This is a genomic window from Rhizobium sp. CECT 9324, assembly GCF_918741265.1.
In the GTDB taxonomy this organism is placed as follows: Bacteria; Pseudomonadota; Alphaproteobacteria; order Rhizobiales; family Rhizobiaceae; genus Allorhizobium.
This window is the reverse complement of record NZ_CAKKMZ010000001.1, coordinates 1,104,347-1,127,336: the sequence shown is the minus strand read 5'-3', so window position 1 is coordinate 1,127,336 and position 22,990 is coordinate 1,104,347. Positions and strand designations below refer to the sequence as shown.

26 protein-coding genes, 1 tRNA gene and 1 pseudogene are annotated in these 22,990 nt (G+C 59.6%); 6 read left to right on the top strand and 22 right to left on the bottom strand.

The annotated features are described in order from the left end of the window. The first annotated feature begins 112 nt into the window (after positions 1-112). Together LQ231_RS05375 and LQ231_RS05370 are read left to right on the top strand one after the other, a co-directional pair. Positions 113-787 (top strand): nucleoside hydrolase, encoded by a 675-nt coding sequence (locus LQ231_RS05375; protein ID WP_230170575.1) that lies wholly within the window; start codon positions 113-115, stop codon positions 785-787. A gap of 26 nt (positions 788-813) precedes the next feature. Beyond that, positions 814-983: pseudogene (locus LQ231_RS05370) on the top strand (IS5/IS1182 family transposase); the annotation flags it as partial. A 138-nt stretch (positions 984-1,121) separates the two neighbouring features. Here the strand turns inward: LQ231_RS05370 and LQ231_RS05365 are convergent. The 5 genes from LQ231_RS05365 to LQ231_RS05345 all read right to left on the bottom strand — a co-directional run bounded on the left by LQ231_RS05365 (position 1,122) and on the right by LQ231_RS05345 (position 5,781). After that, positions 1,122-1,658 (bottom strand): flavin reductase, encoded by a 537-nt coding sequence (locus LQ231_RS05365; protein ID WP_113140269.1) that lies wholly within the window; start codon positions 1,656-1,658, stop codon positions 1,122-1,124. Between the two features lie 68 nt (positions 1,659-1,726). After that, the gene (locus tag LQ231_RS05360) at positions 1,727-3,040 is read right to left on the bottom strand and encodes an NtaA/DmoA family FMN-dependent monooxygenase (protein WP_113140268.1); all 1,314 of its coding nucleotides are present in this window, start codon (positions 3,038-3,040) and stop codon (positions 1,727-1,729) included. A gap of 16 nt (positions 3,041-3,056) precedes the next feature. Then, on the bottom strand, positions 3,057-3,845 hold the full coding sequence (locus LQ231_RS05355; protein WP_230170574.1) for an ABC transporter ATP-binding protein: 789 nt from the start codon (positions 3,843-3,845) through the stop codon (positions 3,057-3,059). A gap of 1 nt (position 3,846) precedes the next feature. After that, the gene (locus LQ231_RS05350) at positions 3,847-4,665 is read right to left on the bottom strand and encodes an ABC transporter permease subunit (protein WP_230170573.1); all 819 of its coding nucleotides are present in this window, start codon (positions 4,663-4,665) and stop codon (positions 3,847-3,849) included. 30 nt (positions 4,666-4,695) lie between these two features. Continuing rightward, positions 4,696-5,781 (bottom strand): putative urea ABC transporter substrate-binding protein, encoded by a 1,086-nt coding sequence (locus LQ231_RS05345; RefSeq protein WP_230170572.1) that lies wholly within the window; start codon positions 5,779-5,781, stop codon positions 4,696-4,698. Between the two features lie 271 nt (positions 5,782-6,052). Between LQ231_RS05345 and LQ231_RS05340 the strand changes: the two genes are divergently transcribed. Together LQ231_RS05340 and LQ231_RS05335 are read left to right on the top strand one after the other, a co-directional pair. Further along, the gene (locus tag LQ231_RS05340; RefSeq protein ID WP_230170571.1) at positions 6,053-6,664 is read left to right on the top strand and encodes a TetR/AcrR family transcriptional regulator; all 612 of its coding nucleotides are present in this window, start codon (positions 6,053-6,055) and stop codon (positions 6,662-6,664) included. A 437-nt stretch (positions 6,665-7,101) separates the two neighbouring features. Continuing rightward, positions 7,102-8,646, top strand: a complete 1,545-nt coding sequence (locus LQ231_RS05335) for a Fic family protein (protein ID WP_230170570.1) — start codon at positions 7,102-7,104, stop codon at positions 8,644-8,646. 259 nt (positions 8,647-8,905) lie between these two features. On the opposite strand, the gene LQ231_RS27190 is transcribed toward LQ231_RS05335, so the two are convergent. The 7 genes from LQ231_RS27190 to LQ231_RS05305 form a co-directional block, all read right to left on the bottom strand. Further along, complete coding sequence (locus tag LQ231_RS27190; protein WP_290371344.1) at positions 8,906-9,031, bottom strand: hypothetical protein; 126 nt, start codon at positions 9,029-9,031, stop codon at positions 8,906-8,908. Between the two features lie 476 nt (positions 9,032-9,507). Next, a complete protein-coding gene (locus LQ231_RS05330; RefSeq protein WP_230170569.1) occupies positions 9,508-10,233 on the bottom strand; it encodes an amino acid ABC transporter permease in 726 nt (241 codons plus the stop codon). 3 nt (positions 10,234-10,236) lie between these two features. Beyond that, entirely contained in the window at positions 10,237-10,896 is a 660-nt protein-coding gene (locus tag LQ231_RS05325) for an amino acid ABC transporter permease (protein WP_230170568.1), read from the bottom strand. 75 nt (positions 10,897-10,971) lie between these two features. Continuing rightward, positions 10,972-11,808 (bottom strand): transporter substrate-binding domain-containing protein, encoded by an 837-nt coding sequence (locus tag LQ231_RS05320; RefSeq protein ID WP_230170567.1) that lies wholly within the window; start codon positions 11,806-11,808, stop codon positions 10,972-10,974. Between the two features lie 92 nt (positions 11,809-11,900). Beyond that, a complete protein-coding gene (locus LQ231_RS05315; RefSeq protein ID WP_230170566.1) occupies positions 11,901-12,674 on the bottom strand; it encodes an amino acid ABC transporter ATP-binding protein in 774 nt (257 codons plus the stop codon). Between the two features lie 23 nt (positions 12,675-12,697). Further along, positions 12,698-13,861: an FAD-binding oxidoreductase gene (locus LQ231_RS05310; protein ID WP_230170565.1), complete on the bottom strand. Its 1,164-nt coding sequence runs from the start codon at positions 13,859-13,861 to the stop codon at positions 12,698-12,700. Continuing rightward, a complete protein-coding gene (locus tag LQ231_RS05305) occupies positions 13,827-14,918 on the bottom strand; it encodes a Gfo/Idh/MocA family oxidoreductase (RefSeq protein WP_290371343.1) in 1,092 nt (363 codons plus the stop codon). Before LQ231_RS05305 ends, LQ231_RS05310 begins: the two co-directional genes overlap by 35 nt. 143 nt (positions 14,919-15,061) lie before the next feature. Here LQ231_RS05305 and LQ231_RS05300 point away from each other — a divergent pair, with 143 nt between their 5' ends. Beyond that, a complete protein-coding gene (locus tag LQ231_RS05300; protein WP_230170564.1) occupies positions 15,062-16,132 on the top strand; it encodes a LacI family DNA-binding transcriptional regulator in 1,071 nt (356 codons plus the stop codon). Positions 16,133-16,142: 10 nt separating this feature from the next. Continuing rightward, positions 16,143-16,391, top strand: coding sequence for a hypothetical protein (locus LQ231_RS05295; protein WP_230170563.1), 249 nt, complete (start codon positions 16,143-16,145; stop codon positions 16,389-16,391). A gap of 330 nt (positions 16,392-16,721) precedes the next feature. Here the strand turns inward: LQ231_RS05295 and LQ231_RS05290 are convergent. From LQ231_RS05290 to LQ231_RS05245, 10 genes are all read right to left on the bottom strand, one after another. Further along, positions 16,722-16,797 (bottom strand) — tRNA-Phe (locus LQ231_RS05290). Between the two features lie 196 nt (positions 16,798-16,993). Then, entirely contained in the window at positions 16,994-17,206 is a 213-nt protein-coding gene (gene yacG / locus LQ231_RS05285; RefSeq protein ID WP_230170562.1) for a DNA gyrase inhibitor YacG, read from the bottom strand. A 3-nt stretch (positions 17,207-17,209) separates the two neighbouring features. Continuing rightward, a complete protein-coding gene (locus tag LQ231_RS05280) occupies positions 17,210-17,830 on the bottom strand; it encodes a Maf-like protein (protein ID WP_230170561.1) in 621 nt (206 codons plus the stop codon). Between the two features lie 26 nt (positions 17,831-17,856). Beyond that, positions 17,857-18,075, bottom strand: coding sequence for a translation initiation factor IF-1 (gene infA, locus LQ231_RS05275; RefSeq protein WP_004435948.1), 219 nt, complete (start codon positions 18,073-18,075; stop codon positions 17,857-17,859). 245 nt (positions 18,076-18,320) lie between these two features. Further along, entirely contained in the window at positions 18,321-18,773 is a 453-nt protein-coding gene (locus LQ231_RS05270) for a low molecular weight phosphatase family protein (RefSeq protein ID WP_290371373.1), read from the bottom strand. Between the two features lie 43 nt (positions 18,774-18,816). Next, positions 18,817-19,290: a UPF0262 family protein gene (locus LQ231_RS05265; protein ID WP_113140252.1), complete on the bottom strand. Its 474-nt coding sequence runs from the start codon at positions 19,288-19,290 to the stop codon at positions 18,817-18,819. Between the two features lie 3 nt (positions 19,291-19,293). Beyond that, a complete protein-coding gene (hisD, locus tag LQ231_RS05260; RefSeq protein ID WP_230170560.1) occupies positions 19,294-20,592 on the bottom strand; it encodes a histidinol dehydrogenase in 1,299 nt (432 codons plus the stop codon). Positions 20,593-20,668: 76 nt separating this feature from the next. After that, complete coding sequence (locus LQ231_RS05255) at positions 20,669-21,118, bottom strand: DUF2948 family protein (protein WP_230170559.1); 450 nt, start codon at positions 21,116-21,118, stop codon at positions 20,669-20,671. Positions 21,119-21,262: 144 nt separating this feature from the next. Continuing rightward, positions 21,263-22,555, bottom strand: a complete 1,293-nt coding sequence (gene murA / locus LQ231_RS05250) for a UDP-N-acetylglucosamine 1-carboxyvinyltransferase (protein ID WP_230170558.1) — start codon at positions 22,553-22,555, stop codon at positions 21,263-21,265. 121 nt (positions 22,556-22,676) lie between these two features. Next, a complete protein-coding gene (locus tag LQ231_RS05245) occupies positions 22,677-22,928 on the bottom strand; it encodes a hypothetical protein (RefSeq protein ID WP_230170557.1) in 252 nt (83 codons plus the stop codon). Positions 22,929-22,990: the final 62 nt, after the last annotated feature.

The following is a 22,990-nucleotide window of genomic DNA, read 5'->3' as shown; positions in this document are numbered from 1 at the left end:
GTATTGAGTAATTGAATGGTTCTGGGCGCAGTTAACTGCGAAGCCGTCTCAGCCTTTAGTTCCCTGATATCGGGCGATTTACAGGGAAAACACGGCGACTGGGAGGCACTAAATGACCATTGAAATTCCCTTGGATTTTCTGGCTGGAAGTATCCTACCGCCGCCGACAATGAAACCTGCGACGGGACATGCCGCAAGCGAGATATCCAGAATTGCGCGAGCGGAAAGACAGCTTCATATCTGCGCAACCGGTCCATTGACCAATATCGCACTCGCCCTGCTCCTAGACCCTGAACTTTCGCAATTTGTGAGTGCAATCACCATCATGGGTGGGGCAGCTTTTTGCCCGGGCAACACGACGCCACTGGCTGAATTCAACTTTGCTGTCGATCCGCATGCCGCAGCCATCGTATTCGATAGCGGCATCCCGATCACTATGCTTGGCCTCGACTTGACCCGACAGGCCGTCGTGACCGAGGACATGATCTGCAAAGCCCAAGGAACCGGTACGGCCGCAGCGGACGAAGCGGCGCATCTTCTTAGCAACTATGGTGCCAAAGACCCCTGCCTGCATGACCCCAGCGCTATAGCCTGGATGCTCAGCCCCGAGATTTTCACTACAGTCGAAGGACGTGTATCCATCTGCACTGATAACGGTCCCGCAGCTGGCCAGGTTGTCGCCGCTATCAGTGATAGACATCTTGCTGGACGGAACCGCAACTGCACAATCGTGACCGGGGTAGATGCAGAAGCATTTCGTGAGCTTTTCCTGGACGCACTGCGTTAAGAAATTGCACGTTACTGACGAGGCCTAAACAGTTCGAGACGCTGACGGCCGATCGTGACAACCGCTATCTGATGATCGCCAGCACGATCGTGCATGCTCATCAGCAGGCGGCATACGGAAAAGGGGTGCCAAGGATCAGGCGCTGGGGCGTTGCCGAGGCGGAATGACCACCAGGATGCACATGCTGGCTGATGCCCTGGCGGAAACCAGGTCAGAAGTCCCGCACGCGGAAGAAACGAGCAGAAGCGGCAGACTGTCTCGATGCCGGTATGCCATGGTCCATACAACGCACGAAACTTTCCGCGGCGGGGATGGAGCCGCAAGTGGAAATGACCTAGGGGCAAACTGCCTGATAGGCGCGCTTGAAATAGACAAGCGCCTCCTGCCGGTCGCTGGCGCAGACATCGATGACCTGGCACATCAGGATGATATGGGTGCCAACTTCAACTGTCTCGGTCACCGTGCAGTCGAAGGAGACGAGTGCGTCCTCGAGCAGGGGTGCGCCGGACTTGCCGCAAGTCCAGCGGGCTGCCGCAAAACGATCGGCCATCGGCGTCTTGCCGCCGAATAGCGCCGACACCGCTTCATGGCCGGGCGCCAGGGCATTCACCGAGACGACCCTGTTTTCCAGCACGGCGGGTGCCGCCGAACTGTTGCGATTGAGGCAGACCAGCAAAGTCGGCGGATCATCGGTGACGCTGGTCACTGCCGTCGCGGTGAAGCCGGCAAGGCCGGCCGGACCATCGGAGGCAATGACATTCACGGCTGCAGCAAACGAGGCCATACCGTCGCGATAGGTTTCCCGCGTCACCGGCACTAGAACGGATCCGATCGCTGAAGGTTCGGCATGGGGTCTTGTCATCATCGTCATGGAATTCCTCCGTGTCGGGCTGCTTGCAGCAGAAGGGGACGGCGGGCACGGATGCCCGCCGTCGAGGCTCAGAATTCGCGCAATGTGTCGCGCAACAATTCGTGCTTGTAGCTGGTGCGGGCAAGGCCGCGCTTCTGCAGCGCCGGCACGAGGCCGTCTGCCACTTCCGCCAGATAACGGCGGCTGACGCGCAATACCGGCGTCGTGATCAGGAATCCGTCGCCGCCGACCTCCGCCATCACCTCGCCCATGCGCTCCGCCACCTGATCCGGCGTGCCGATCAGCTCGACGGAAGACACAAGGCCGCCACCGCCATCGACGACCAGTTCACGCAGCGTCTTGCCGCTTCCCCATTGCTGGAACTTGTCGAGCGTACCGGATTCACCATTGGTCACCAGTTTTTCCGGCAGAGGCTGGTCGAGTTCGAACTGGGCAAAGTCGATCTCTGTGATGGCCGACAGCGACGACAGGGTGTCGATGATGAAATGCTCGGACGACAGCTGGCGTTTGTATTTTTCCCGGGCCTCGAACTCTGTTTCGCCGAGCGTCGGCGTGATGCAGAACAGAACCTTGATCTCGTCGGGATCACGGCCGATCTTTTCCGCCCGCAGACGGATATCGTCTCGGAATGCCTTCATTTCCTTGACGCCAGAAGCAACCGAGATGATCGAATCCGCATGGCGGGCGGCAAAGTCACGGCCGCGCGGCGAGGCACCCGCCTGCACATAGAGCGGCTTCTGCTGCGGCGACGGCACCGTATTGAGCGGGCCGCGCACCTGGTAATGCTTGCCGGAATGGTCGATTGTGCGGACCTTGGACGGATCGACATAAATGCCGTTTTCGCGATCCAGCACAACGGCGTCGGCATCCCAGCTGGCAAATAGCTTGTTGACCACCTCGAGGTATTCGTCCGCCATCTCGTAGCGCGTCTCGCGCAGCGGCAGCTTGTCCATGTTGAAATTCTTCGCCGCCAGATCCTCGGCACTGGTGACAATGTTCCAGCCGAAGCGACCACGGGTCAGGCTGTCGATCGTCGAGCAAAGACGGGCGAGCAGGAAGGGCGGATAGGCCATGGTCGACATGGTGGCAACGACGCCGAGCCTGGATGTCGCCATGCCCATGGCGGTGGCAAGCGGCGCCGGATCATGCTTGGGCACCATCATCGCGTTCTTCAGGGCGATATCGCGCGAGCCGCCATAGGTCTGCGGCACCATCAGCTTGTCCTCGATCATGATATAATCGAAGCAGGCGCGTTCGAGGGTCTGGGCCATCTCGATATAGAAACGCCCATCCCACGGGCTCCCGCCCTGACCGAAGGGCTCGCGCCATTCGTCGGGGGTGAAATTCATGAACCAGGCGAGATGCATCGGTTTGGTCGCCATGGGGAACTCCTCTTGATCAGCGATATTGGTGCAGGGGGGTAACGGTCGCGCGGCTCAGCTCGAAGCGGGCCGAGTCGCGCACGATCCGGGGTTTGGCCTCGAAATCGGAAATGATGCCGGCGCCAAAACGCTCCGGCGCATGCGGATCCTTGCGGTGTTTGTCGATGGCGATGACGCGGGTGCCAAGCTCGAAGGCCTCGCCCATGTCATGGGTGACCATGACGATGGTCATCTGCCGCTCGTTCCACAATTCGCGGATCAGCACATGCATGCTCTTGCGCGTCACCGGATCGAGCGCCCCGAAGGGCTCGTCGAGCAGCAAAACCTTGGGCTGCATGATCAGCGCCTGGGCGATGGCGAGCCGCTGCTGCATGCCGCCGGACAATTGCTGCGGATATTTGCTCGCCGCGTCCTTCAGCCCAACGCGCTCGAGAAGCGCCATGGCCCGATCACGCAAGAGCTTGCGGCGCGCACCAAACAGGGTGCCGAGAAAGGCCGACCCCCGCCACTGCGGACCGAGCATGACATTGCCAAGCACGGTCTTGTGCGGAAACACCGAATAACGCTGGAAGACGACGCCGCGATCATCGGTCGGCTCACCGGCAATCGGCTGGCCGTCGAGCAGGATCTGCCCTCGGGTCGGCACCTCCTGGCTGAGCAGCAGCCGCAAAAGTGTGGTCTTGCCGACGCCACTCGGGCCGACGATGGACAAGAATTCGTGGTCCTTCAGCGTGAGGCTGACATTTTCGAGGATGATGGCATCGCCATATTCCTTCCAGACCTTGTCGATGACGATCTCGACCATGTCAGCCCTCCTTCAACACGGACCAGGGGAAGAGAAAGGCAGAGAGGCGGCGCAAGGCGAGATCAACGAGGAAGGCAAGTAGCGTGATCCAGATGACGTAGGGCAGGATGATATCCATCGCGAGATAGCGACGGACGAGGAAGATGCGGTAGCCGAGCCCGCCTTCCGCCGTGATCGCTTCTGCCGCGATGACGAAAAGCCAGGTGGCGCCGAGCGACAGGCGCACGGCATTGATCAGGCCCGGCAGGATCTGCGGCAACACGACATGGATCAGCATGTGCCAGGAAGAGCCGCCGAGCGTCTGGGCCTTGATGATCTGCTCGCGCGGCAGCGCCTCGACCCTCAGCACCACATCGCGCATCAGGAAGGGTGCCACTCCAAAGACGATCAGCACGATCTTGGAGACTTCCCCCAAGCCAAAGAGGATGAAAAGGATCGGCAACATGGCGAGCGGTGGCACGAGCGAGATCGCTGCCAGCACCGGATCGAAGGCGGCGCGCAGTTGCGGGATGAAGCCGATCGGGGCACCGAGCACGAGTCCGAGCAGAGCCGAGATCCCCAGGCCGACGAACAGACGCCAGAGGCTGAGATAGGTGTCGAACCAGAAGAGCAGCGCGCCACTGGCTCGGTCCTGCTCGAACATCATCCGGTTCATGGCGGAGACAAAGGAAGAAAGCGCCGGCATCAGCTTGTCGGTCGGATTGACCGCAAGCCGCGCCTCGGAGGCCAGCACATAGGCGAGCAGGATGAGAATGAATGGCAGGATGCCAAGGAAGAGGCGCTGGCCGCGGGAAGGAGGGTAGTTGATGATGCGTTTCATGAAACCGTCCCCCTTCCCTTCTGTTCTCGTTCAGAGCCCGCCTTCTGCGCCGAGTTTGGCGTAGGAGGCGTCGATGCGCAGTTTCACATTGGCGGGATCGCCCAGCACGGTGCCGTCGGCGAGTTGGATGCCGATAGCATCGACGGAGGTCGCCCCCTGGCCGAACAAGCCACGATCGAATGAGAATTTGCGAACATCGTCCATGATCGTGCCGGTCTTGGCGTCCGTCAGGAACGCATTGGCTTCCGCCGGGGTATAGAAGAAGAAGGTCGTATCGATCTGGGTCTTCAGGCCGGCCTGATCGGTTCCGAGCGCGCTTGCCATGTATTCGTTGACGGGCTTTGCCGTATCGCCCCCGGCCTTGATGGCGGCGAGCGCTTCATACCAGGCGCCGGTCAGCGCCTTGCCGAAGGCCGGGTTGTCCTTCAACACGTCCGTATTGCCGATGAACACGTCCATGATCTCGCCAGGGATCTGCGAGCTGTCGAACAACACCTTCGTTTCCGGTGAGCCTGATATCATGTCGGCCGTCATCGGCTTCCAGGCCGCGGCATTCTGGATATCGGTATTCGACAGATAGGCGGCGGCAATGTCTGCGTCGGAGATGTTGACGGTCTTGACCTCACCCACACCGCTCAAGCCGTTCATCACAAGCGCGCGGTTGAGAAGGTAGTGCGAGACGCTGTATTCGACGAGATAGACGTCCTTGCCCTTGAGATCGGCGACCGAGGCGGCCGATTTGGACATCAGCACGTCGTTGCCGTTGGAATAGTCGGTGATCAGGAAAATCGAGGTGTCCACCCCGCCTGCCGCCGGCATGGTCAGTGCATCCATGCCAGCGACGCCGACCGCGTCCAGGTCGCCGGAAATGAACTGGTTGATCGAGCCGACATAGTCGTTGACCGCCATCATCTCGATCTCGATGCCGTATTTGTCGGCCCATTTTTTGAGGATGCCGCTTTCCTTCATGTAGCCCATCGGCATGAAGCCGACATAGATGGAATAGCCGACCTTAAATGTGGTCTTGGGCGCCGCAAACGCGGATGTGGACAGCGTCACACATACGATCAGAAGCAGGAGGGCGGACTGAGCGAAGGCACGAAAAATACGTTTCATCGGCTTGTCTCCAGGACTTTTCTTTCTGAGGATTGCCAATAACTAAGCAAGTGTTTAATAAGCTCGCAAGCGCAAAAATGATAAAGATCAAATATTAGGCAAAGAAAATCAGAAGCTTAGATTGATGTTTGCTTTTTGGGCTAAGATTTTGCTGCAATGCACATTCGCTGACCAGCAATTCTGCCCTGAGCGCGCATCGCATTCGGTCGATAGGGAAACAGCACCGGCACTAAAGCCCGGCGGCGGTTGATCCGCAGAAGGAAATCAGGGAATGGAGGCCAAAGTTGCGCGGCAAAGACTGGACCCGGCAAAACGTGCCGAGCTGATCCTCGACGCGGCACTCGGCCTGTTCGGCACTTCGCATTTCAGCATCGTCACCATGCGCGACATCGCGGTTGCTTGCGACGTCAATGTCGCCCTGCTCTACCACTACTTCAAAAGCAAGGATCACCTGATCCAGAGCGTGCTTGCCCAGGCGATCGGTCAAATCATCTCCGATTTCGAAATGCGCCGCGCGCAGCCTAGCGATGATTTCCTCGGCGAGATCGGCATATGGTTCGAAACCCATGCCCTGATGGCGCCGACGATGATGACGCGCATGGTCAAGCTGATGGCCGACTATGCGGCGCAGACCAAGAAAGACCCGCAACTCGACGCCGTGGTGCAGAGCTTCTATCGCTTCGAGTCCGAACTGATCATCAGCACCCTGCAAGCCGGCATCGACAGCGGTCGTTATGCTGCGGTCGATACAATCAAGCTCGCCCGTATCGTCGGGCTGCATCTCGACGGTATTTTCCATGGCGCTGAAAGCCGCGGTGAAAACCGGATTGCCGCCGATATCGGCGATCTGCGCGACCTGCTGGAACAGCAGCTAAAGCGTTAAGACCGGCTGAAATCAGCCGTTGCCATCGATCCGCGAAAACGCGGCAAGAACCGTGCGTGTGGATCGGCATCCAACTTTGGCCCCGGTTACTTCCGCCCTAGGTCATTGAACTCACAGAAGAAGTATCTCGCTGGGTGGGGTCATTGCCTGACCGGGTCAGTTCTCAGTGGAAATCAACAATCCTATGTATGATTTGCCTCGAGCGCCGCTGTCCCACACCATAATCCTGCATGGCTCATGATCTGGAGAAGGACATTGAAATGGCAGCGAAAAGACACAGGACGGGAAAGATCGTCACGAAGCCCTCTAATGGAGCAATCCGCCTAGCTCAGTGAATAGAATTCACAAAATTCATAATAGGTGATAGATTTTCGCCGACGGTGATGGATTCTCACGAAGGGATCTAGATCAGGTGACCCAGTTTCGCGGGAGTACAGATGGGTGAATGGCCTACGCAGAGTGTGAATGACTTTCACGGGCGACCCTTGCCTGAGCGCGGCGAACCGGCGGGTTATGCTGCTATCATCGCCGCCTTCGACCTGATCTTGCCCGCACCATCCCGAATGGCCGCGATTGCGGAACGGCACCATCCGGTCTCGACAGAAGCGTGGCTGATGCAAACGCCGCGCTACCGCCCGGAACCGGAACTCCGCTCACATCTGGTTTTCGCATTCAGATACGAAGGCATTGACCTTCAGGTCTTGTCCGCTCTCTTCCAAATCGTTGCTCCTGAAGAGATCGAGGCCATCATACGCCTGACTCCGACCGGTGCCTTTGCCCGCCGCCTCTGGTTTCTGTACGAATGGCTGACAAGCCGACAGCTCAATCTTCCCGATCCTGGTAAAGTGCGGATGGTGCCGATCCTCGACCCGGACCAGCAATATTGTCTCACCGAGGGTGATCCGTCACCTCGACACAAGGTATTGAATAACCTTCCCGGCACACCTGCATTTTGTCCGCTAGTGTGGAAAACAGCAGACCTCTCCGCGTTCTCGCAACAGGCACTTGGGACGCAGGCGCGTGAGGCGATGGGGCGCGTTCGTCAGGATCTGGTCGCGCGCGTTGCTGCATTTATCCTGCTCAACGACTCAAAATCCTCATTTGCCATAGAAGGGGAACAACCGTCCGGGCAAAGAGCGGCGCGTTGGGGCCAGGCCATATCGCAGGCGGGTGTCCGACCGCTCAGTCTCGTAGAGCTCGACCGTCTTCAACGGATCGTCATCGGGGACGCCCGCTTCGTGCGCCTCGGCCTTCGTGATGAGGGTGGATTCGTCGGCGTCCATGACCGCGACACCAACATGCCTATTCCCGATCACGTCAGCGCCCGGCACGAGGATCTTGATAGCCTGGTCGGCGGACTGATTGCATTTTCGGAGCGCGCGACGCGGGGAACGATGGATCCGGTGGTGGCCGCAGCCTGCCTGGCATTTGGGTTTGTTTACATCCACCCGTATGTGGATGGGAATGGCCGCCTACACCGCTGGCTAATCCACCACGCGCTTGCCGCCGCATCCTACAGCCCACCAGGTCTCGTTTTCCCCGTCAGCGCAGTCATTCTGCGGAACATCGAACGCTACAGAGCCGTGCTGGAATCGAGGTCGGCGTCTCTCCTGCCGTTCATCGAATGGCGTCCGACGGCTGCTGGCAACATTGAGGTCCTGAACGACACCGCGCCATTCTACCGATACTTCGACGCCACGGCACATGCGGCCTTTCTCTACGAATGCGTCGAACAGACTGTGAAACACGACCTGCCGCAAGAACTTCGCTTCCTGCAAGCTTTTGATCTCTTCGCCGCGGGGCTTCAGGAGATCATCGATATGCCCATGGCCCAAGCCGAATTGCTGCACAAGTTTCTCAACCAGAATAACGGTCGCCTCTCACAGAGAGCGCGCACAAAGGAGTTTGCCGCTTTAGACGATACCGAGGTCGAGCAAATCGAGACGCTCTACGCTAACTCATTCGAGCAAAACGGTCGGTGATGCTGGCGGCACATCAAAATTGGATCTGCCGGAGAGCGTGTTTAGGTCGATGTCGCTAATGTAAATGTGCTGACTGTCCAAATTCAGCAGAATTCGCCCATCTTTCCGTTTCGCGTTCACCCACCACAGTCGTTGCAATCAATTGATTGCAAACACCTTTTCGCTTCCTGACCGGATCACAGCGAAATGGAAAATGATGTGCACGGTATCCCCCTCGAACTCCTGGCGGCTTGCGCCGTGTCAGCTTCTGGATTGGCTCTCAGGCCACAAATCCATGCCGTTCCCCAACCTCAACAATCTTGGCATCTGAAATCCTGGCCGAATCCTCACTGTCAGGGGTGATGTTGGCGAGCTTGCCGCCAAAGCCCAGGTTCTTTCCGCTCATGCCGCTGCCCTTGCATCGATGACAAGATTGACCAATTCCTCGGCTAGCCGGAACGCGTTATCCCGAGCTGCCGGCAAGCCATTGACGTCGCCGGGGTCAAGCTCATTCAGATCACGCTGACAGAAGAACATGGCCTTGTCTGAAGAAATCCATCTGCTCGCAAGACACAACCGCCGCATTCTTCGACGACACGGTGGATACATTTCTGGACAATTATGGGGTGTACATCAACAAGCGGAGCGTCTCTCTCCCGGCGGGACTGGATCTTCTGGAGGGGCTTTCCAGAGCGCTCAATGTGACAACGCCCCTTACCGTGAGTAAGTGACCCCACTCCTCCCACGGAGAAGATAGATTTGGTCCACGCGACAGGTCGTTTTGCTCTCTCCTAAATGCGTTCCATAGGAAACAAGTGTGCCGGTGGCACGCATACCCGACTGCCGCCAGAACTGTCGATGCCTGCGATAGACAACCCTCAGCTACGTCATAGTTGGTTGCAAAACAGCAGGCGCAGGCTCTGGTTGGTGAACTCTTTCAGCACCCCGGTGATAGGGCTTTCGGAAATGCCGCTCAAGCTTTGCTCCGATGGCAGATATCGTCCAGCAAAGCGCGAAATAAACGATCAGTATGGACCCGTAAATCAGATAGGCCGGGCTTCCCCCACGCGCGATTGTCGTCTGCTCAATCAAGATCTGCGCAGATCGCAGCAATTCGTTGACCCCGAGGACGGCGCCGAGTGAGCTCGCTTGCAGAAGACTGGTTACCAGACTGACATAAGGCGGCAAAATGATCGGCATCGCCTGGGGAACTATGACCAGAGCAAGCCCCTTCCAGCCGCGCAGTCCGAATGACGCTGCAGCCTCACGCTGACCGTGTGGCACCGAGAGTAGGCCGGCGCGAATGATATGCGCGCCGTTCGCCCCACCCCAGACCGACACGCTCAGCGCGCTGGACCAGAATGGATTGAGCGAAACCCCTGCATGCGGCAGCAGGAAGTATGTCATCAGCACCGTCACCATCAAAGGAATGTCACGAAGGCACTCGACCAGACCGTAGACCGGTCGTCTCAGCCAGGCGGATCTGGCAGAAAGGCCGGTCGCAAATATCACCGCAAAAAGCGTGCCACCTGCGATCATCACCAAGGAGAGAAGCAATGTGTTGAGAAGGCCGTCCAAAAGAAACGTTTTGAATTCCAGAAGCAGCATCGTTTATCTCCCGCCGAATGGTCGGCTGAGGCGTCTCTCAACCATGTAGCCGAGACCGGAGATGGTGAAGACGCAGATCAGATAGATAACGCATATCGACGCGAACATTTCGATTGCTCGAAAGTCGTATGCGATGCGGTCGACAGCAACAAAAGTCAGCTCCACCAGGCCAATTGCCTGCAGGTAAGCCGAATTCTTTACGGTTGCGACAATTGTGTTCATCGCGGATGGGAGCGCAGATCGCATGGCCAAAGGCAGTATGACAAACACCGAGTGCTGCCAGCGGCGCAGTCCGAGGGAGGCGGACGCATCATGCATTCCCCTGCCGACAGCCGCGAGCCCGGCGCGAAAGTTCTCGATTTGAAACGCACTCGCCCAGGTCGTCAGCGCAATGACGCCGGACCAGAAAATGCTGAAGCGCAAACCGAGGCTCGGAAGGCCGTAGAAAATGAAAAAAATCTGCACGAGGTAGGGTGTGCCGCGGATGAACTCGACATAGGCAGTCACAATGTATTCCAGCGGCTTGATTCCGCTTGTCCGGAGAACCGCGCCCAGCACCCCGATCAAACACGACAGCAGGATCGCCATTAGGCTGACGGTCAGCGTCATTTTGAGGCCAGACATAAGATCTGGCAGGGCCTCGAAAATATAGGTGAAATCCATGACCCTCATCCTGTTCCGAAATTGAGATGAACGTGAGGTCCTGGCAGCCAAGGCCGCCAGGACAGATCATTCATTTTACTGTGCGGCTGGCGGATCGGTTTCGAACGATGTCAGCATTTCTGCAGCGACGATAGGATCCGTGACAAAGGCCGGCACGGTCTTCGAGTAGAATTTCTCGTCCTTCAGTTTCTTCAGGACGGCGTTCACGAAGGCCTTCAGTTCTTCTTCACCCTTGCGGATTCCGACACCGTTGAAGCCCAGATCGACGGGCTCTTCCAGCGTCCGGAATTCGGGGTAGTTGGCAGCGAGTGTCGCGATGGTGATGGCATCGCCCACATATCCGTCGGCGCGTCCCTGCTGCAGGGCCTGCAGGTTGTCTGCATTGGTGTTGAGCTGCACGAACTCCAGGCTCGGAATGCGCTCTTTCAGCCATTTCAGCTGCGATCCACCCTTGATGATGAGCATCGACTTGCCGTCGAGATCGGCCAGTTTCTGCACCTTGCTGTCTTTGGGTACGATCACCCGGCTGCTGCCCCAGTAGTAGATGTCGGAATAGTCGATCACCTGTTCACGCGACGGCGTTTTGCCAAGCGTGGCGATGATAAGGTCGATCTTTCCGCCTGTAAGCGACGGAATGCGGGCATCGGTCGCCACGCAGCTCAGTTCGGCTTTGTCCGCAGCCCCGAAAGCGGCCACGCCTATCTGCTTTGCCAGCTCGATTTCGATGCCGGCTGGTTTTCCGTCGGTGCCGGAAGCGCCGAAGGGCGGAGAATCACATTTCACACCGATACGGATGACGCCGGCTTGCTTGATCGCCTCTGGCAGAGCCTGGGCGGCAACGGGCAGAGCTTGGAGCGAAAATGCGGCGAAAGCGATGGCTGTCAGGCGGAGCATGCTGATGGATTTGGTCATGGCTTTGTTCCCTTGGTTTCTATCTTCTTTGCCGAACGTTGACCGCCCGTCTGCTTCTTGCCGCAGAAACCTGCCTGCGGAGGCTCATCCGGCTAGTGCAGGATCTGATTGAGAAATGCTCTTGTCCTTCCCTCCTGCGGATTGCTGAAGAATTCCTCCGGAGGCGCCGTCTCGACGATGCGTCCGGCATCCATGAACACGACCCTGTCGGCGACCTGCCGTGCAAATCCCATTTCATGCGTCACGCACACCATCGTCATGCCGTCGCTGGCCAGCTGCGCCATCGTATCCAGAACCTCGCGGACGAGTTCCGGGTCGAGCGCCGATGTCGGCTCATCGAAAAGCATGATCTTGGGGTTCATGCAGAGAGAACGGGCAATGGCAGCGCGCTGCTGCTGTCCACCGGACAACTGACTTGGATAGAAATGGGCCTTGTCCGGGATTCGCACCCGCTCAAGATAGGCGAGTGCCACAGCCTCTGCGTCCTTGCGCGAGACGCCCTTCACCCAGCGCGGCGCAAGCGTGCAATTTTCAAGCACTGTCAGATGTGGGTACAGATTGAAGTTCTGGAACACCATTCCGACGTCCTGCCGGACGAGGTCGATGCTCTTTTTGTTGTCCGTCAATTCCGTGCCGTTGACGACGATCCGGCCCTTCTGGTGTTTCTCCAGATAGTTGATGCATCGGATCATCGTCGACTTGCCCGACCCCGAAGGTCCGCAGACGACCACCTTTTCACCGCGATTGACGGTCAGGTTGATGTCGTACAGGACCTGTAAGGTGGAGAACCACTTATCGACACTGGACAATTCTACGACGACTTCGGTCTGTGTCATTCCCAAATATCCTCTCCTTGCATCAACCATCAATCCGATCGGACCGTCCCGAACTACGATGCCAGAGCCTCGGTGGCCTGCGCGAAACGGGCAGGTCTGAATCTTTCCAGCAACGGGCTCATCTCCCCGTTGGCAATTTCACGGGCGATGAGTTCACCGGTGATCAGACCCAGCGTCGCACCGCTGTGGCTGAAAGCGACGAAATAGCCGGGAATGCCATCGAGCGCGCCAATGACGGACTCACCATCTCCCGGCACTGGTTTCGGTCCGCAATGATAGCTTTCCAGTTCCAGCGTCGGATTGCCCTCGAGCACGTTGGAAGCTTCCGAAAGCAGGCGGTGCAGCGTGTCTTGCTTGACTTCGTATGTTCCGTCGGAGCTGCGGTTGAGTTCTTCTTCCGACCAGGCGGAATCGCAGACGATTGCGCCGTCGGGCGTCGGGCGCAGCGCCACATTCGGCGTATTGAGCACTGCGCGCACCGCGTATTTAAATGGCTTCGACTTGACGAGAAGCCCGATGGGGGTTCCATCGGCGATCACATGCCCCGCCTGCTTTGCCATCGCCGGCACGGCCGCACCCGTCGCGACAAGCACAGCATCGGATTCGATACTCATCCCATTGGCGCAGGAGACGCCTGTTGCCCGACCGCCCTTGATGTCGACGGTCGCCTTGCCGGCCTGTGTGATGACCTGACCGCCAAGTGCCTTCAATTCCCGCACCAGAATGTCAATGAGCGACGGAAGATCGACCCAGCCTTCCCCGGGATTGAATATCGCGCCCTGAGGCGAAATCGCGGCCGCATTGATCCCTGGCGTCACCTTGGCCACGTCGCCTGGTTCAAGGAGCAGGCAGTCGTAGCCGATCGACCGTTCATGGGCGAAGGCTTCGGCGATCTGGTTCGCGGGATCGTCAGCGTCCCATGTTAGGCCTCCCTCGAAACGGAGCCATGAAGCGCCTTCATTACGGCTTGCCAATGTCCGATACCGATCAATTCCAATCACGCGCAGGCGATGATATTCGGCGGAACGGAACCGCGCCGAATTGAGCCAGGCCAAAGACCGCCCGGATGCCTCGCTGGAGAACGCACCTTCGGTCACCAGGGTGACATGCGCCCCCAACCGCGCAAGATGCACCGCCGAAGACACACCGAAAATGCCGCCGCCAATGATGGCGATCCGTTGCCTAGATTGCGAGATTGTCACTGCGTTTTCCTTCATCGGTTGCTGTTATCAAAGGCCGGTCATTCGTTGCGTCCGGGCCGCCCGGCTTTTCCCATTGCCCCGACTTCTGGGAACGGAAGAACGCATCGATGACCTGCATGTTTTTCACGGAGTCCGACAAATCGGACACAAGTGGTCCGTTACCGAACACCGCGCGGGCAAAGGCGTCGCCCTGTTTTTTGTACTGGTCGGCCGCCGGGAACCGGATCGTCTCACGTCCGCCGCCCGAGAGGTCGCGCCCATCGTCGATGCAGATGGACGTTTCCGCATCGGCGGCCGGATTGAATGGAAGCGCGATTGAAATGCGGCCGGATGTGCCCAGGATCTCGACGCGCTGGCACGGCGACAACTGGGTCGCACAGGTGAAGGCCAACTGCCGATGCCTCGGAAACTCCGCCAGTCCGCTTGTCAGCCGATCCGTGGCCAGATCCGGATCCATATCGAACAGGCCAATCACACGCTCTGGTTCGGCGCCAAATACGTAGCGAGCCGTGTTAATGGCATAACAGCCGATGTCGTACAGTCCACCACCGCCGAGATCCGCCTGGTTGCGGATGTTTTGAGGATCCGTCAGGAAATAGGTAAAGATCGCCTGCATCGCACGCACCTGCCCGATGCGGCCGCTCCTTACGATCGTACGAACGGCTTCCCATTGAGGGTGGAAGCGCACCATGAAGCCTTCCAGGACAATTCGCCCCGTCCGCTTCTGTACGGCCAAGATATCGAGGGTCTCCTGGGCATTCATGGCCGCAGGCTTTTCGATCAGAACGTGCTTGCCGGCTTCCAGTGCGCGGATCGTCCAGATTGCGTGCAGGTGGTTGGGAAGTGGATTGTAGACGGCATCAACCTCGGGATCCCGAAGCAATTCCTCATAGGAACCGTAAGACCTGGGGATGCCCAGATCCATGGCCGCCTTTGCCGCAAGCACAGCATCGCGAGAGGCGATGGCAACAACCTCGGTGAGCTCACCCGACTTCATTGCCGGGATGACATGGTTCCTGGCAATCCCAGCGGTGCTCAGTACGCCCCAGCGAAGCTTTCCCGTTGCAGCCAATGTGCTTCCCTCACCTCCAAAAATTCATGACGCGACTATCAGTCGCGGCATGAGACCGGTATCATTCGTATTTGAGACCGGTCTCACGTGTCAACGCGTGATTTTCTTGACGCCCAATTTTTCTGAACCTATGTGATGGAGTCATGACGAAAAAACTTTCAAAACGGCTTGTGACCATTTCAGACGTCGCGCTCAGTGCTGGCGTTTCGAAAGCGACCGCTGCACGGGTTCTGGGCAGTTACGGCACGGCCAGCCCGGAGGTGAAAGACAGAGTTCGTGATGCCGCAAAAGAGCTCGGCTATCAGGCCAACGAGCTTGCGCGCAGCATGACGACCGGCCGATCGAAAACCATCGGAGTTATCGTCGGCGACATTGAAAACCAGTATTTCGGACAGGCGGTTAGAGGTATCAGCGACGCGGCGCGCAGCGCAGGATTCGACGTCATCCTGGCAAATTCCGGCGAAGATGCCGGTAAAGAGAAAGCCGCGGTGCGCGTTCTCCTCGGCAAGCGGGTCGATGGACTTATCATCACCCCGGCCTCGGTCTTCGAAACCCAGCATATTCAGGACATCCAGCGCGCAGGCCGCCCTTTGGTCCTTCTGGACAGAACCATTCCCGGCTTTAACGTGGACGCCGTGGTGACCGATGACCGACGGGCTGCAGAAGCGGCGACAAATGCGTTAATCGCGGCTGGCCATCGTCGCATTGCCTACATCTCCGCCACAGAATCGGAAGATCCCGTCTACCAGGGCCCACACCAGATCAATCTGAGCACCGTCATGGAACGCATCGAAGGTTTCGTTGCCGCAAGCCATGCAGCCGGCATAAACCATCCCGAGCGATACATTCGCTTGGGCGCTGGTCGCGGTGGAATGGGCGACAAGGTGATCGCAGACTTGCTGATGGAGCATGAACGGCCAACAGCGATATTGGCGTCGGATAACGTCGTCGCACTCGAAGTGTTCAAGACCCTGCGCAGACTTGGAATGTCAATTCCGGGAGACCTCTCATTGATTGCGTTTCACGACGCAGACTGGACGAGCGTCACCAGCCCGCCGATTACCGTCATTGCACAACCGGTCTACGATCTCGGTTTTGAGAGCACGCAAATCCTGGTCAAGCGCATCATGGGCATGGGTGACGCCCCCCGCAGTCGTGTTTTTGCAACCAATCTCATCACGCGCCAGTCCGTGGCTGCACCGCCGGGGATGTAGCATATGATGGTTGTTGGGTTTCAGCAGATTTGGCCCACTTTTCCGTTTCGCGTTCACCCACCAAATTCGTTTCAATCAATTGCCTGCAAACACCCTTTCTCTTCCTGACCAGATCACCGCGAAATGGAAAAGCGGCTTGAACTTACGCGACAACCAACAGCCGCTTTTCGAACCTGTCACTGAAGCCATGGCACGCGCTCCGAAACATGATGCCGCAACCCTGTGCGCCAATAGCCAGGGCATGTCGTTGACCCTATAACGGGTACATCACGAACTAGAGCAGGTTCAAAGGCACACTTGAGGCCGAGGGCGTCACCCAACCCGGATTGACGCTGAAGGGACTGCGTCACACGATTGCGACAATCTGGCAGAGATGGGCAAGGACTACGGGACGATCGCCCTGGTGCTCGGCCACGCTACGGAGGCCATGGCAAAACTCTATTCCAGACGCGCCAACATGACGATGCGCACCACGGCCGCGGTGACTGAATTTGAAGCGGAGTTCAACAAACGAAAAACGAAAGTTGTCAAACCACGAAAAAGAATTTCAGGAAATGTGCAAAAATCCAAGCACTGTAAGGGCTTGGAATGGTGCCCGGAGGCGGATTTGAACCACCGACACGCGGATTTTCAATCCGCTGCTCTACCAACTGAGCTATCCGGGCATCTCGGCTTTTTTCAAAGCCTGCCGGTTTCTGGTCGAAACCGCCGGGGTATTTCCCCGGGAGCGAGCGGGGTTATAACATCTTGTTCGGCCATGTCCAGCGTGTTGCGGCACTTTTTTGAAGAAGATGTGAAAAACGCGGAAACTTCAATTCAAACAATGGGATCGCGACAGCGATCCGGGCGGTTCAATCGGCATCAGCGGTATTCGTCGTCGTCGGCCTTGGATTCGTCCTCGGCCACCGGAATGGCATAGGAGCCTTTCAGCCAGCGCGACAGGTCGAGATTGCGGCAGCGGTCGGAGCAGAAGGGATAGTGTTCCCGAACGGACAGACGCTTGCATTCCGGACATGGCAGCGCCTTGCGCAGCGGCGCGACCTTGGCCATGCGCGGGCTTTCGTCATCGCTCATGGATCAACCCTCCGTCCAGCCGGTATGCACGTCGTAACCCTCGCCTGCCAGCATCTGCACGGTCTCGAACAGCGGCAGGCCGACGACATTGGTGTAGGAGCCGACAAGTTTCTGCACGAAGGTGCCGGCAATGCCCTGGATGGCATAGGCACCGGCCTTGCCGCGCCATTGGCCAGAGGCAAGATAACATTCGATGTCATAGCCGGAAAGCCGCTTGAAACGCACCTTGGTCTCGACGATCTTCTGGCGCAGGCGGCCGTCGGGCGCGATCAGGCAGACGCCGGTGAACACCCAGTGGCTGCGGCCGGACAGCAGATGCAGCGCCGAGGAGGCCTCTTCCAGGTATTCCGCCTTGGGCAGAATGCGCCGGCCGACGGCCACGACCGTATCGGCGGCGAGGATGTAGCCATCCTTCCAGGCGACATCCTGGCGGATCGCCTCATAGGCGGCCTTTGCCTTGTCGGCCGAAAGCCTTCGGGCCAGCGATCGCGGATGCTCGGATTTCTGCGGGGTCTCGTCGAGATCCATCGGCATCAGGCGTGCGGGCTCTACGCCGGCCTGTTTCAGCAGGTCGACACGGCGCGGCGACCCGGAGGCCAGTATCAGCTTCTGTCTCAGTTCCATGGCCCCTCGCGACCGACCGTCACGCCTTACTTGAAGCGGTAGGTGATACGGCCCTTGGTCAGGTCATAGGGTGTCATTTCGACCAGCACCTTGTCGCCGGCGAGAACACGGATACGGTTCTTGCGCATGCGGCCGGCGGTGTGGGCGATGATCTCGTGCTCGTTTTCGAGCTTCACCCGGAACGTTGCGTTCGGCAGGAGTTCCGTGACGACGCCGGGAAATTCGAGGACTTCTTCTTTAGCCATTGAGCGGTTGTCTTCCTTGAGTTTAGCATGGGGGCAGACGCCCCCTTAAAAATGTGCGCGGAAACTACACAATCGCCGGGGCTTTGTGAACCTAGTCGATCAGGCTTTTGGAATTTGTTTCGCGCGGCCGTTGAGGGCTTTTAGTGCGATCGGCCGGCAAAGGGAAGCCATGCTTTGCGCTTTGCGTGACGACGCCAACCGCGCAGGTCATCGAAGGGCCTTATCGGACCCTGGCGCCGCCCGCATCAGCCGGCGACGAAGCGGTCGATGATATGGCGTTTCAGCCGGTCGCGTACATCGCGGTAGGCGTCGAGGATCTGCTCGCGCGTGCCCGTTGTTCCGGTCGGATCCGGCGTCGGCCAGTAGACGACCTCCACCGCGCTTGAGCGGGTCAGCTCCAGGGCTGCATGATGGGCCTCGGGAGAGAGCGTCACCACAAGGTCGAAATAGTCGTCTTCCAGGTCTTCCAGCGTCTGCGGCTGGCGGCGACCGAGGCTCAGGCCCTCTTCTTCAAGCACGGCATCGACAAAACCATCGCGCTCGCCGCGCTTGACGCCGGCCGAGGCGATGTAGATGCCGGACGGCAGAAGCGCACGGGCCAGCGCTTCGGCGATCGGCGAGCGAATGGCATTCATGCCGCAGACAAAGAGAACGGCACCCGGGCGGCGATGCTGGCTCTGTTCCGACGGGTTCGGCAAATCGGACCTGTCCGACTCTACTGGCGTGTGCGCCGCCATGCCGTCAGCCACGCCAGTAGAGCACGCAGACCAGCGTGAACAGCCGCCGCGCGGTGTCGAAATCGATCTTGATCTTGCCGGACAGGCGATCCATCAGCGTCTGCGAGCCATCGTTGTGGATGCCGCGGCGGCCCATGTCGATCGCCTCGATCTGCGACGGCGTCGAGGAGCGGATCGCCTCGTAATAGCTCTCGCAGATCATGAAATAGTCCTTGATGATCCGGCGAAACGGCGTCAGCGACAGGATATGGGTGGCGACATCGGCGCCGGCCTCGGTCTTGATCGACAGGACCAGCTTGCTGTCGACCAGCGACAGGAACAGCTTGTAGGGACCGCCGGCATGGCCGGCCGGCGCGAACGAATTCTCCTCGATCAGGTCGAAGATCGCCACGGCCCGCTCATGCTCGACATCCGGCGTCGACCGGCCGATGGTCTCGTCCAGCACGACATCGCAGAGCCGGAAGACGCCGTCGGCCATGGCTTACCCTTCGAGATTGAGGCGGATGGCCACCGATCGCGCATGGGCGTCGAGGCCTTCCGATTGGGCGAGGGCAATGGCCGCCGGTGCCAGCTGGCGCAGCTGTTCGGCGCCGAGCCTCAGGATCGAGGTGCGCTTGACATAGTCGAGCACCGAAAGACCCGAGGAGAAGCGGGCGGATCGGGCGGTCGGCAGGACATGGTTCGATCCGCCAACATAATCGCCGATCACTTCTGGCGTATGGCGGCCGACAAAGATCGCACCGGCATTGCGGATGGCCTTGATCAGCGGTTCGGGATCGGCGACTGCCAGTTCCAGATGTTCGGCGGCAATGCGGTTGGCGAGCGGCACGGCGGCGGCAATGCTGTCGACCTTGATCACCGCGCCGAAGTCGCGCCAGCTGGCGGCCGCCGTCTCGGCGCGGCTCAGCGACTTCAGCTGCCGTTCGACGGCGTCTTCCACCGCCTTGCCGAATGCGGCATCGTCGGTCATCAGGATCGACTGGGCGCCCGGATCATGTTCGGCCTGGGCGAGAAGGTCGGCGGCCAGCCAGTCGGGATTGTTGTCGCTGTCGGCGATCACCAGCACTTCGGAAGGGCCGGCGATCATGTCGATGCCGACGGTGCCAAAGACCTGGCGCTTGGCGGCGGCCACATAGGCATTGCCCGGGCCGACGATCTTGGCGACCGGCGCGATCGTCTCGGTGCCATAGGCAAGCGCTGCCACCGCCTGGGCGCCGCCGATGCGGTATATTTCAGTGACGCCGGCAATCTCAGCGGCCGCCAGCACCGTCGGGTTGATCCTGCCACCGGAGGCGGGCACGACCATGACGACACGCGGCACGCCGGCGACCTTGGCCGGCAGGGCATTCATCAGCACCGAGCTCGGGTAGCTGGCGGTGCCGCCCGGAACATAAAGGCCGACGGCATCGATCGCCGTCCAGCGCGAGCCGAGGCCGACGCCGATCGCGTCCTCGTAGATATCGTCCTTCGGCATCTGGCGGGCGTGATGACGCTCGATGCGTTCGGCGGCAAGCTTCAGCGCGTCGATCAGCTCGGGCGCGATGCTGGCGGTGGCTTCCGCGATCTCGGCCGCGGTGACGCGCATCGCCACTTGCGTAAAATCGATGCCGTCGAATTTCAGCGAATAGTCGGTAAGCGCCGCATCACCGCGGGCGCGCACGTCATCGATGATCCTGCGCACCACGTCGTTGACGTCGTCGGAGACTTCGCGCTTGGTCGTCAGAAAGGCGGCAAAACGCGCTTCGAAATCGCCCGATGCCTGATCCAGCCAGATTGCCACGTCCCCACTCTTCCTTCTCACATATCTTTTGCGGCCCGCGGATCCATTCCATCCGACGCCCCGCCCGTCAAAACCTTCAGTCGGCCTTGTGGTCCGGCAAGGATGCCGTTCCCCAGGCGCCGCCGATATCGGTCAGCTGTGCCTCGATGCATTCGACCTCGAGCGCGATCATGCCTGAACCCGACAGGACCAGTTCGATGACGCCGTCGGGCCCCTCGCCCTTGGCAACGAAGCGGATGGCGAGCAGCGACAGAACCTCGTCGGCACCCTTGCGGTCAAAGCCGATCGAGCGCACGGCCGAGACGCGCTTGAAGCCGAGCACCGCCCGGTGGCGCTCATAGCTCTTGTCCGGGCCGCTCTTCGCACGGTCTGCCTTTTCCCAGACGAACCGGTTGACCGTCAGCGAAAACAGGCCGGGACGCGGTGCAAAGGACAGATCGCCGGCCTTGAAGACCGCATCCTGCATATGGGCGGAGATGATCGAGAGATCATCCGTATCAAGCGCCAGAAGCTTCAAATCCGTCATGTTACCCTGCCCGTGTCAACGGCCGTCCCAGGCGGCGGATCTTAACGACCGCGTCCATCCTGCGACTGCCTCACATCCTTTTGACATAGGTTGCCGCTTGTCCAGTGGCAACCGGACAATGGGGCAAAAAGACTTGGGGGCCGATCAATCGCTAATGCGTTCGACCACGGCGCCGCAACGGGTGAGTTTTTCTTCCAGGCGCTCGAAGCCGCGGTCGAGGTGATAGACGCGGCTGACCATGGTTTCGCCTTCTGCCGCAAGGCCCGCGATGACCAGCGAGACCGAGGCGCGCAGGTCGGTCGCCATGACCGGGGCGCCGCGCAGGCGCGTCACGCCCTCGATGCGCGCCGTCTGGCCCGACAGGGTGATCTTGGCGCCGAGGCGGGCGAGTTCCTGTACATGCATGAAGCGGTTCTCGAAGATCGTCTCGGTGACATGCGAAACGCCCTGGGCGCGGGTCATCAGGCCCATGAATTGCGCCTGCAGGTCGGTCGGGAAGCCGGGGAAAGGCTCGGTGACGATGTCGACCGGGCGGATGGCATTGCCGTGGCCGATGACGCGGATGCCGTTGTCGACGGCAATCAGTTCGGCGCCGGCGCGGCGGATCGCTTCGACGGCGGTGTCGAGCAGCGTGATGTCGGTGCCGGCCAAAGTCACGTCACCGCCGGTCATGGCAACGGCCATGGCATAGGTGCCGGTCTCGATGCGGTCCGGCAGGACCCGGTGGCGGGCGCCCGACAGGCTGGTGACGCCTTCGATGGTGATGGTCGAGGTGCCGGCGCCCGAAATCTTGGCGCCCATGGCGATCAGGCAATTGGCGAGATCGACGACTTCCGGCTCGCGCGCGGCATTGCCGATCACGGTCGTGCCGCGGGCAAGCGACGCCGCCATCAGCATGACATGGGTGGCGCCGACCGAGACCTTGGGGAAGGTGTAGTTGGCACCGATCAGGCCGCCCTTGGGCGCCGTCGCATTGATATAGCCGCTGTCGATCTCAAGCTCGGCGCCGAGCGCTGCCAAGCCTTCGAGGAAGAGGTCGACCGGACGCGTGCCGATGGCGCAACCGCCCGGCAGCGAGACGCGGGCTCTGCCTTCGCGGGCGAGCAGTGGTCCGATGACCCAGAAGCTGGCGCGCATTTTCGAGACCAGCTCGTAAGGTGCCGTGGTCTCGGCGATCGTGCGGCAGGTGAAATGCACGGTGCGCGAATAGGAGCCGTCCTGGTGCTCGCGGCGGCCGTTGACCGAGACGTCGACGCCATGATTGCCGAGGATCCGCAGGAGCAGCTCGACATCGGCCAGATGCGGCACGTTTTCGAGCGTCAGCGTGTCGCTGGTCAACAGCGAGGCGATCATCAGCGGCAGGGCCGCATTCTTGGCGCCGGAAATCGGGATGATCCCGTTGAGCTCATTGCCACCGACAATCCTGATGCGATCCATGTAAGCCTACGATACGGGCAGAGCCCGCCTTTCCTGAACAATAAGGGATGACGCCAGATGGCGAAGGATGGGTGTTTAGACGAAAAGCCGCAGCGGTTCAATTCGCCGCATGCACTCGCCTTTAATCAGCAGGTTTGGACGAATTTGCGGCAGGCAGGCCATCGGTATCATCGGCCTCACCGGCGCGGCGGGCGCGCTGCTGCTGCTTGCGGCGCTGGAGATTTTCCTTGAGCTTCTTGGCGGCGCGCAGACGGCGATGATCGGCCTCGGTCAGTTGCTGCGGCTTTGCCGCGTTTTCCGCAGCCCCTTGCGGGGTTTTCACCGCCGTTGTGGAAAAGCCTTGGTTTTCCGGGTTTTTCTGATCATCGTTCATGGCGCCCTGATAGCGAAAAAGCTGATGCCTGACCAGAGACTTCGCAAGGAGACCGGTGCAAA

What these genes read in the sequence shown, in the direction of transcription:
- LQ231_RS05375 (WP_230170575.1), top strand. Translation starts at nt 113, where the DNA reads ATGACCATTGAAATTCCCTTGGATTTTCTGGCTGGAAGTATCCTACCG.
- LQ231_RS05365 (WP_113140269.1), bottom strand. Translation starts at nt 1,658, where the DNA reads ATGACGATGATGACAAGACCCCATGCCGAACCTTCAGCGATCGGATCC.
- LQ231_RS05360 (WP_113140268.1), bottom strand. Translation starts at nt 3,040, where the DNA reads ATGGCGACCAAACCGATGCATCTCGCCTGGTTCATGAATTTCACCCCC.
- LQ231_RS05355 (WP_230170574.1), bottom strand. Translation starts at nt 3,845, where the DNA reads ATGGTCGAGATCGTCATCGACAAGGTCTGGAAGGAATATGGCGATGCC.
- LQ231_RS05350 (WP_230170573.1), bottom strand. Translation starts at nt 4,665, where the DNA reads ATGAAACGCATCATCAACTACCCTCCTTCCCGCGGCCAGCGCCTCTTC.
- LQ231_RS05345 (WP_230170572.1), bottom strand. Translation starts at nt 5,781, where the DNA reads ATGAAACGTATTTTTCGTGCCTTCGCTCAGTCCGCCCTCCTGCTTCTG.
- LQ231_RS05340 (WP_230170571.1), top strand. Translation starts at nt 6,053, where the DNA reads ATGGAGGCCAAAGTTGCGCGGCAAAGACTGGACCCGGCAAAACGTGCC.
- LQ231_RS05335 (WP_230170570.1), top strand. Translation starts at nt 7,102, where the DNA reads ATGGGTGAATGGCCTACGCAGAGTGTGAATGACTTTCACGGGCGACCC.
- LQ231_RS27190 (WP_290371344.1), bottom strand. Translation starts at nt 9,031, where the DNA reads ATGAGCGGAAAGAACCTGGGCTTTGGCGGCAAGCTCGCCAACATCACC.
- LQ231_RS05330 (WP_230170569.1), bottom strand. Translation starts at nt 10,233, where the DNA reads ATGCTGCTTCTGGAATTCAAAACGTTTCTTTTGGACGGCCTTCTCAAC.
- LQ231_RS05325 (WP_230170568.1), bottom strand. Translation starts at nt 10,896, where the DNA reads ATGGATTTCACCTATATTTTCGAGGCCCTGCCAGATCTTATGTCTGGC.
- LQ231_RS05320 (WP_230170567.1), bottom strand. Translation starts at nt 11,808, where the DNA reads ATGACCAAATCCATCAGCATGCTCCGCCTGACAGCCATCGCTTTCGCC.
- LQ231_RS05315 (WP_230170566.1), bottom strand. Translation starts at nt 12,674, where the DNA reads ATGGTTGATGCAAGGAGAGGATATTTGGGAATGACACAGACCGAAGTC.
- LQ231_RS05310 (WP_230170565.1), bottom strand. Translation starts at nt 13,861, where the DNA reads ATGAAGGAAAACGCAGTGACAATCTCGCAATCTAGGCAACGGATCGCC.
- LQ231_RS05300 (WP_230170564.1), top strand. Translation starts at nt 15,062, where the DNA reads ATGACGAAAAAACTTTCAAAACGGCTTGTGACCATTTCAGACGTCGCG.
- yacG (WP_230170562.1), bottom strand. Translation starts at nt 17,206, where the DNA reads ATGAGCGATGACGAAAGCCCGCGCATGGCCAAGGTCGCGCCGCTGCGC.
- LQ231_RS05280 (WP_230170561.1), bottom strand. Translation starts at nt 17,830, where the DNA reads ATGGAACTGAGACAGAAGCTGATACTGGCCTCCGGGTCGCCGCGCCGT.
- infA (WP_004435948.1), bottom strand. Translation starts at nt 18,075, where the DNA reads ATGGCTAAAGAAGAAGTCCTCGAATTTCCCGGCGTCGTCACGGAACTC.
- LQ231_RS05265 (WP_113140252.1), bottom strand. Translation starts at nt 19,290, where the DNA reads ATGGCCGACGGCGTCTTCCGGCTCTGCGATGTCGTGCTGGACGAGACC.
- LQ231_RS05255 (WP_230170559.1), bottom strand. Translation starts at nt 21,118, where the DNA reads ATGACGGATTTGAAGCTTCTGGCGCTTGATACGGATGATCTCTCGATC.
- murA (WP_230170558.1), bottom strand. Translation starts at nt 22,555, where the DNA reads ATGGATCGCATCAGGATTGTCGGTGGCAATGAGCTCAACGGGATCATC.
- LQ231_RS05245 (WP_230170557.1), bottom strand. Translation starts at nt 22,928, where the DNA reads ATGAACGATGATCAGAAAAACCCGGAAAACCAAGGCTTTTCCACAACG.